Here is a 6,526-nt window from a genome sequence, read left to right on the forward strand (position 1 = left end):
GGTTGTAGCGGACAGCTATCGACTCGGGGGGGGGGGGGGCCCCCGGCCGGGGGGGCAATACCACCCCCCAAAACCCCCCCCCCCCGGGGGGCGCGGGGGCCCCCGGGGGGGGGGGCGGGCGCCGGCGGGGGGCCCCCGCCCGCGCCGCCCCCCGCCCCCCCCCGCGGCCATGACATTGCGGGCCGCGCCCGAGGGCACCGAACCCGAACTGGGCGTCGCCGCGGCCCCACCACCGCCGCGCGGTGGCGGTGTCGGCGCCGGGCCGCGCGGTGCACCGCCGCCGGGACCCGCACCGCCGGGACGCGGACCCGCACCGCCACTGCCGAAGTAGCCTGCCGAACCGGGCGCCGCGGCGGGCCGGGAGGCGACCGCCTTGGTGCCGATCGCGCCGAGCGCCATCGCGCCGACCGCGGTGCCACCGGCCACCATCAGACCGGAACCACCGGTGCCGACCGTGGCGACGGCGGGCGCGACCAGGCGCATCAGCGCGGGCAGCACGAACGCCACGCTGCACAGCAGCACCAGCGCGACCAGCATCCGCTGTGCCTGTTCACCTTCCGGCAGACCGCCCGAGGTGGTCGTCTCGTCGACGTGCCCCGCGGTGGTGAACGCGATCATGTACACGATCGCGGCGACGGGTTTGAACAGCATGAACGCGATGATCCAGCCGATCAGCTTCTGATACGACTGCTTACCGGTCCCGGTCGCCGACGCGGCCGCGGCCAGCGGCAGTACGCCCGCGGCGACCACCAGCAGACCCTGCCGGACGATGGCGAGCACGATCTGGGCGAGCGCGCCGAGCAGGCCGACGATCGCGATGATCAGCACCAGACCGGGCGAGAACGCCTGCAGCTTGGACGTTTTCACCATCAGCTCGGCCATGTTCTTGGCATTGCCGCCGGTGGCGTCGGAGATGATCCACTCGGAGAACTTGTCCGAAGCCCTGGTCCCGGCGACGATCACCGCGCCGAGCATCCACGAACTGAACACGACCCTGGCGAAGAGCCGGAACGATTCGGCGGCCTCGCTGACGGCCGCCCCGCGTCTGGCCTCGGCCAATCTGCCGCCGGTGATGATCACCGACGCGATCAGCAACAACATCTGGATCTGATAGGTGTAGTCGTTGATCTTGGTGAACAGGGCGCCCGAGTCGCTCACCGCCTCGTTGGGCACCTTCATCCAGAAGGTCAGCGCCAGGATCAAAGCCTCGCCGAGACCCTTCATCAGCGAGTCGACCACCTTGCCGAAGGTGGAGTCCCACGCCTTGTCCTTGACCGCGGTCGCCGCGTCGCCGGGATGGGTGGCGGCATTGCCCGCCTTGCACACCGCCGAGGCCGCGTCACCGAGGGAGACACCGGGAATGGCGACACTGTCGAGTGTGTCGTGCAGCTCGTTGCATGCCTGGTCGAAGCCGTAGGTCTGGCCGTAGGCCACCGTCGGCGTCGCGATCATCACGGTGAAGATCACCGCGAATATTGTGACGATCCGCCTCAGCATAGTTGGCACCCCTCGATGGTCCGCAGGGAATCGATCCGGGCTGTGCTGTACACCGATGCTCACCATTTCGTCCACCCCGCCAGCGATTCCACATATTCGGTCTGGGTGTTGTTCGTGGTCGACGGCTTGAGCCGCCAGTCGCCCTCGTCCCACACCACGATCATCCGCATGGCGGCGTACAACTGCTTACCGTCGATGACCGGTCCGCGCGAAGCGAGTCGCACGATGGCCATGTCGTCGGCGTAATCGTCGATCCTGAACGCGTCCGATGCCACGAAGTAGCGGGTCACCTTCTCCGGCTGCTGTTTCGGCAGCCGGTCGCTCGACAGCGCCGAGTCGTAGGCGGCCAGCTGCGCCGAACTGACCCGCACCTGGGTGACGTACAGGTCGCGATCGGCGGGCCTGGCGTTGAGCCGGTAGGTGATCTGTGCTGCGGCCAGCGCGGCGCCCTGCGGGGTCCGCGCGTAGCCTACGGCCAGACCGTCGGAGATCCTGGTCGGCCCGTCGGAGGTGGAGAACGGCACCGAGGCGCCGTATACCCGCTGCCAGCCATGCGGTTTCGTCGTACCCTCCGGCGCCCCGGTCAGCCAGTCCGAATCGACGGGCGTGCGCTGGGTTCCCGGTATCTGCGCCAGCGGCTGACCCGCCGGGTTGTTCGGAACGTCCACGCGCCTGCCGAGCAGGTCGATCTCGGGATCGGCGAAACCCGTTCCGCCGGCGGCCTGCGCGGGCGGCGGCGCGCTGTCGATCTCCGCGTCGCTGCTGGTGAAGTACACGACCGCGCCGACGACCAGGATCAGGGCGAGCAGGGCACCCGAGGCGATCATGCCGAAAGAAGCGCGGTCGCGCGCGCCCGGCTCCTTCTCGCTCACGTCGGTGCCTCCAATATCACGATGTCGGTGGGTAATTCGTCGATCGCGTCGACGGGCCGGTCGGTGGACTGCGGATCGGGTAACTGCAGTCGCCAGTCTCCGCCGTACCAGCTGACCGTGGTGTGGTTCACCGCCCTGGATCTGTCCGAATACTCGGTATAGACATCGACCCGGGACTGTTCGTCACGGTATTCGGTGATTTTGTAACCCAACAATCTCGGCGCGTACTCCGGCGCGGCGGGCCCGGTGATCGACAGCTGCACGCGGTTGATCGCCCACTCGTCGCGGGCCGGACCCGGCACGATTTCCTGGTTCACCACGGTGGCCCACTGGCTGTCGGGCGCCACCGACAGCCGGATGGTGTGGGTCAGCGCCGCCAGCCCTGCCCCGCGCGGGGAATGCTCGAAACCCGTTGCGGCACCTTGGGCTACCGTTGCCGGGCCCTGGTCGGACTGGGGCAGGGCGATGCCCTGGTAGTCCTGCCAGCGCACCCCGGTCGGTGCGGCGGACAGGTCGGGGCCCGCATCGTCGCCGCTGCCGCAGCCCACCGCCGCGGCCAGCAGTGCGATACCGACCGCGACCGGCCGTGTCACTGTGGAATTCATCGTTCCGTCCGCACCCTCACGCCGGCAGGAAGGCCAGCGCGATCGCGGACGCGGTACTGGCGACCGCCGCGCCGAGCAGGCTCATCAGGACGCCGTGCGAGGCATCGTTGACGGCCAGATCGGAGCGGAACGCGATCCACAGCCGGCCCGCCGACAGGATCATCCAGGCCAGGCACGACAGCAGGACGAACCAGAGCAGCCAGTTCAGCAGCTGCATCATCGGCGCCAGCACGTCGGCCGGGATCTGCTTGTAGGCGAGCACGGTGATCACGTACCGATGACCGCATTCATGATGGTGCCGGCGCTGGTCGCGACGACACCGCCGATCATGGCGCCCGCCACCATCTTCGGCGACTCGAGGCCACCGCCGGTCCAGCGCTCCCAGGCGAACTTGCCGCCCGCGTAGGTGATGCCGCAGATGCCCGACAGCAGCACGAACCAGGTGAGGTATCGCACCAGCTGCAGGATCTTCTCCGAGCCGGGAGGAGCTTCCGGTGTCGGATTACCCACCTGGGCCAGGACGGTGCCGTACGTGTCCTGCACGGCGAGGAGGATCATGCTCATCGGGTGCCTTTCTCCCACTGTAAAGGTGTTGTGCCACAAACACTTCGACGCCGACACACGTTTGTACACCACCGGCGGCCCGACCGCCCGGCGTTCACGATCGACCCTCCCCCGGGGCTTGCCCGTCGATACTCGCGCGGATCGCGGCGACCAGATCGGTTCCGAGCTCACCGATCTCGGCGGGCACCTCGTCGAGCGGGTCGACCCGGCGCTTGCGCGGCGCCACGTCGTCGCCCGGTGACCACACCGGCAGCGCCTCGGACTCGACCAGGGTCCATTCCTCGATCCACGGCACCTGCCAGACGTGCCCGGCGAGTGAGCCGACCACGTCCCGGTACCGCCGGATCTCCGGTGGTACCCGTCCCGGGCGCGCCGCGACCGTGATCAGCCCGAGCACCAGCGACGGACCGGCGAGCCCGGCGTGGTGCTGGCGCAGCAGGTCGTGCGCGCGGGTGAGGCCGGAGATGGTTTCGCGCGCGACCAGGACGACATAGGGGGATTCCCGGTCGAACACACCGGGCCACCGGCCGCGGGCGTCGGCGGCGGGGGCGAGCACGTGGGCGAGGGTGGTGGCACCGGAGCCACCGTGCACGCCGAGCAGCCACACCAGCGGCGCCCGGCCCACCCCGGGCACCGGACGCTCCCAGATCGGCGCGCGCAGCGATTCGGGCGGCGCGACGACACCGATTCCGGCGGGCGCCGGTTCACGACGACGACGAAGATTCATAGCGGCCGTCATGATGCCACCCCGGCGAGCAACCGCCCATACGCCGCACGCGTCGGCTCGGCCAGTTCGCTGTGCCGAACCAGCTCACCGCGGGCCAGATGCGGGTCGTAGGGGATCTCGACGACCTCGCGCACCCAGCCGGACAGATGCTCGCGCAAATGCTCGGCTACCCGCGAGTCGTCGTGCGAATACTGGTGTGAGACAACGATGGTGGTGTCGGCGACGACACCGGCGCCGTCGTCACCGTAGTGGTCGTCGAGCCATTCCAGCGTCACCCGCAGGCGGTTGGCGGCGTCCACGCGAGCCGGAATCGCCAGTACCAGTGCGATATCGGCGTCGTCGAGCAGCGGGCGCAGTTGCCGACCGGCAATCGGGTTGCCGCCGTCGTAGACCGCGGTGTACCCACCGTTGTCCAAAGCCCTGGCGACAGTGAGATATGTCGCGCGCCGCCGCAGCGGGGTGGCGTCGCGCCAGAGCAGTCCGAACCCGGAGGTCGACCGGGACAGGCAGTCCTCGAGCGGGGCCGGTTCGTCGTCGCCGCGGCCGTAGACCCACGACTGCAGGTTCACCGGGTGCAGGTGCTTGTCGGCGCCGCGCAGGGCCAGATCGCTGCCCGCAGCGGTGGCGTCCACCGCGACCGTCGCACCCTCGGTGACGAGTTCGCCCGCCAGCCCGAGCGCCGTCGTCGTCGTGCCGGCACCGCCGCAGCCGCCGACCACCAGGATCGGCCTTCGCCCGCCCTCGGCGCGCTCGCCGCTCTTGCGCCGCAACCGCACCACCGGAGCCGGATCACGCGCCACCTCACCCGACGGCTCCCCCTCGGGGGCTTCGTCGAGCCATCGGCTCCAGTCGTCTGTCATCGCCTCTGCTCCTTACCCTGCCGCGATGCCCGTGATGAGCGTGCGATCGCCGATCAGCGCGGTCCGCACCGACTGCTTGGTGTAGGTGGCCGGTGCGCCCGCGGGCCGGAACTCGGTGACTTCCACCGTGTACCGGTCCGCGGCGACGGTGGTGATCCGCACGCAGTGGGTGGTCCCCACCGGGATGGAATCGATACCGCGCTGGATCACGGCGGCCGGCGAGACAGCGGCGTCGGGGGCGGCCAGCGCCCTGGCCTGCTCCCCCGATCGGTTCACGTAGTAGGCGTACTGGAAGGCGAGCACGGCGTCGGGGCCCGAGCCGGTGCCACCCGCTTCGGCGCTGCGCACCACCGTCTCGGTGCGTTCGGTCGGGCAGGCGCCCTGCGGGTCGGCGGCCAGGTTGCCCGCCACGAAGTGCAGGGGCGCTGCGTGTTCGGCGCTGTCGCCGCCGCGGCCGAACAGCAGGAAGAACACGCCGGTCGCGGCGAGGACGAACACGAGAACCGCGACGGCGAGCACGAGCCAGGTGCGATTGCGGCGGGTGTTCGCGCGCAGCGCGCCGGAAGGCTGGAGTACCCGCGCCTCGTCGTAGTCGTCGGCCGCGGCGTCGGGCCAGGGGAACTGGACCAGTTCGGCGTCGTAGTCGTCGTCGGGGCCCGGTGCGGGATCGGCGACCCAGTCCGACCAGCCGCCGGTGAATTCGCTACGCCGCGCGGCCAGTTCGGCTGGCGGCGCTGGCTCCGGTTCGGGCTCGGGCTCGGGTTCGACCGGGTACGGCTGGGCGCCGTAGGCCGAGTTGTCGTAGCCGTGGTCGGTGTCCTGGCGATCGGTGTCGAGGCCGGTCGTGCGTTCCGAGTCGTCCCCTGCCGTGGTGAACAGCTCGGGCCCGGTGGGCTCGGCTGCCTGGTCGGCGGACGGGGCGCGCTCGGGGCGCTGCGAATATCGGTCGAGGCCGTCGTCCTCGCCCGCCGCCGGGTCGGCGGTGCCCTGGCGCGCAGGGTCGGCTGCGTCGGTCTCTGGCTCGAGCGCCGAATACCAGCGCGACAGTTCGTTGTACGACTTCAACATTCCCCCCTTTCCGCGGCGCCGGGCACATGGATTCGCATTGCAGACCTCTCGGTGATCAGTTCACAGCGAACGGACGGGTGGTGGGAGCGGTGGTTCCGGGTAACGCGGCAGGCGGAGTCGTCGCGCCGCCGGATGAGGCGCCATCGGCTCCTGTCCCGAACGGAAATTGTCCCCCACCGGAGGGTGTGGGTGTCGTATACGCGCCGGTCGGGCTGGTGAAGATTCCGGCACCGCGCTGGTCGGACCCGCCGACCGGCACCGCACCCTGCCCAGAGGCGCCCGCCGCGTCGCGCGCGACGGCGGCGAACCACACGGCGACGTACTGGGTCGGGG

8 protein-coding genes and 1 pseudogene are annotated in these 6,526 nt (G+C 70.4%); all 9 read right to left on the bottom strand.

Annotation, left to right across the window (positions count from 1 at the left end):
- Nucleotides 1–15: 15 nt before the first annotated feature.
- The gene (locus ACFWPJ_RS10090; RefSeq protein WP_378849367.1) at nt 16–1,467 is read right to left on the bottom strand and encodes a hypothetical protein; all 1,452 of its coding nucleotides are present in this window, start codon (nt 1,465–1,467) and stop codon (nt 16–18) included.
- Nucleotides 1,468–1,556: 89 nt separating this feature from the next.
- Nucleotides 1,557–2,369: a hypothetical protein gene (locus ACFWPJ_RS10095; RefSeq protein ID WP_378849368.1), complete on the bottom strand. Its 813-nt coding sequence runs from the start codon at nt 2,367–2,369 to the stop codon at nt 1,557–1,559.
- Nucleotides 2,366–2,974: a hypothetical protein gene (locus tag ACFWPJ_RS10100; protein ID WP_378849370.1), complete on the bottom strand. Its 609-nt coding sequence runs from the start codon at nt 2,972–2,974 to the stop codon at nt 2,366–2,368. The genes ACFWPJ_RS10095 and ACFWPJ_RS10100 overlap by 4 nt, the downstream gene beginning before the upstream one ends.
- A gap of 16 nt (nt 2,975–2,990) precedes the next feature.
- A complete protein-coding gene (locus tag ACFWPJ_RS10105; RefSeq protein ID WP_378849371.1) occupies nt 2,991–3,245 on the bottom strand; it encodes a hypothetical protein in 255 nt (84 codons plus the stop codon).
- Entirely contained in the window at nt 3,242–3,538 is a 297-nt protein-coding gene (locus tag ACFWPJ_RS10110; protein ID WP_022566424.1) for a hypothetical protein, read from the bottom strand. The genes ACFWPJ_RS10105 and ACFWPJ_RS10110 overlap by 4 nt, the downstream gene beginning before the upstream one ends.
- A 94-nt stretch (nt 3,539–3,632) precedes the next feature.
- A complete protein-coding gene (locus ACFWPJ_RS10115) occupies nt 3,633–4,265 on the bottom strand; it encodes a hypothetical protein (protein ID WP_378849373.1) in 633 nt (210 codons plus the stop codon).
- An 8-nt stretch (nt 4,266–4,273) separates the two neighbouring features.
- Nucleotides 4,274–5,125, bottom strand: a complete 852-nt coding sequence (locus ACFWPJ_RS10120) for a MinD/ParA family protein (RefSeq protein ID WP_378849374.1) — start codon at nt 5,123–5,125, stop codon at nt 4,274–4,276.
- Between the two features lie 12 nt (nt 5,126–5,137).
- Nucleotides 5,138–6,193 carry a hypothetical protein gene (locus ACFWPJ_RS10125; RefSeq protein ID WP_378849376.1) on the bottom strand — a complete coding sequence of 352 codons (1,056 nt, stop codon included), beginning with the start codon at nt 6,191–6,193 and terminating at the stop codon, nt 5,138–5,140.
- A gap of 55 nt (nt 6,194–6,248) precedes the next feature.
- Nucleotides 6,249–6,526 (bottom strand): annotated as a pseudogene (locus tag ACFWPJ_RS10130) (hypothetical protein); the annotation flags it as partial.

Origin of the sequence: Nocardia sp. NPDC058497 (genome assembly GCF_042720195.1) — a bacterium.
Classification (GTDB): domain Bacteria; phylum Actinomycetota; class Actinomycetes; order Mycobacteriales; family Mycobacteriaceae; genus Nocardia.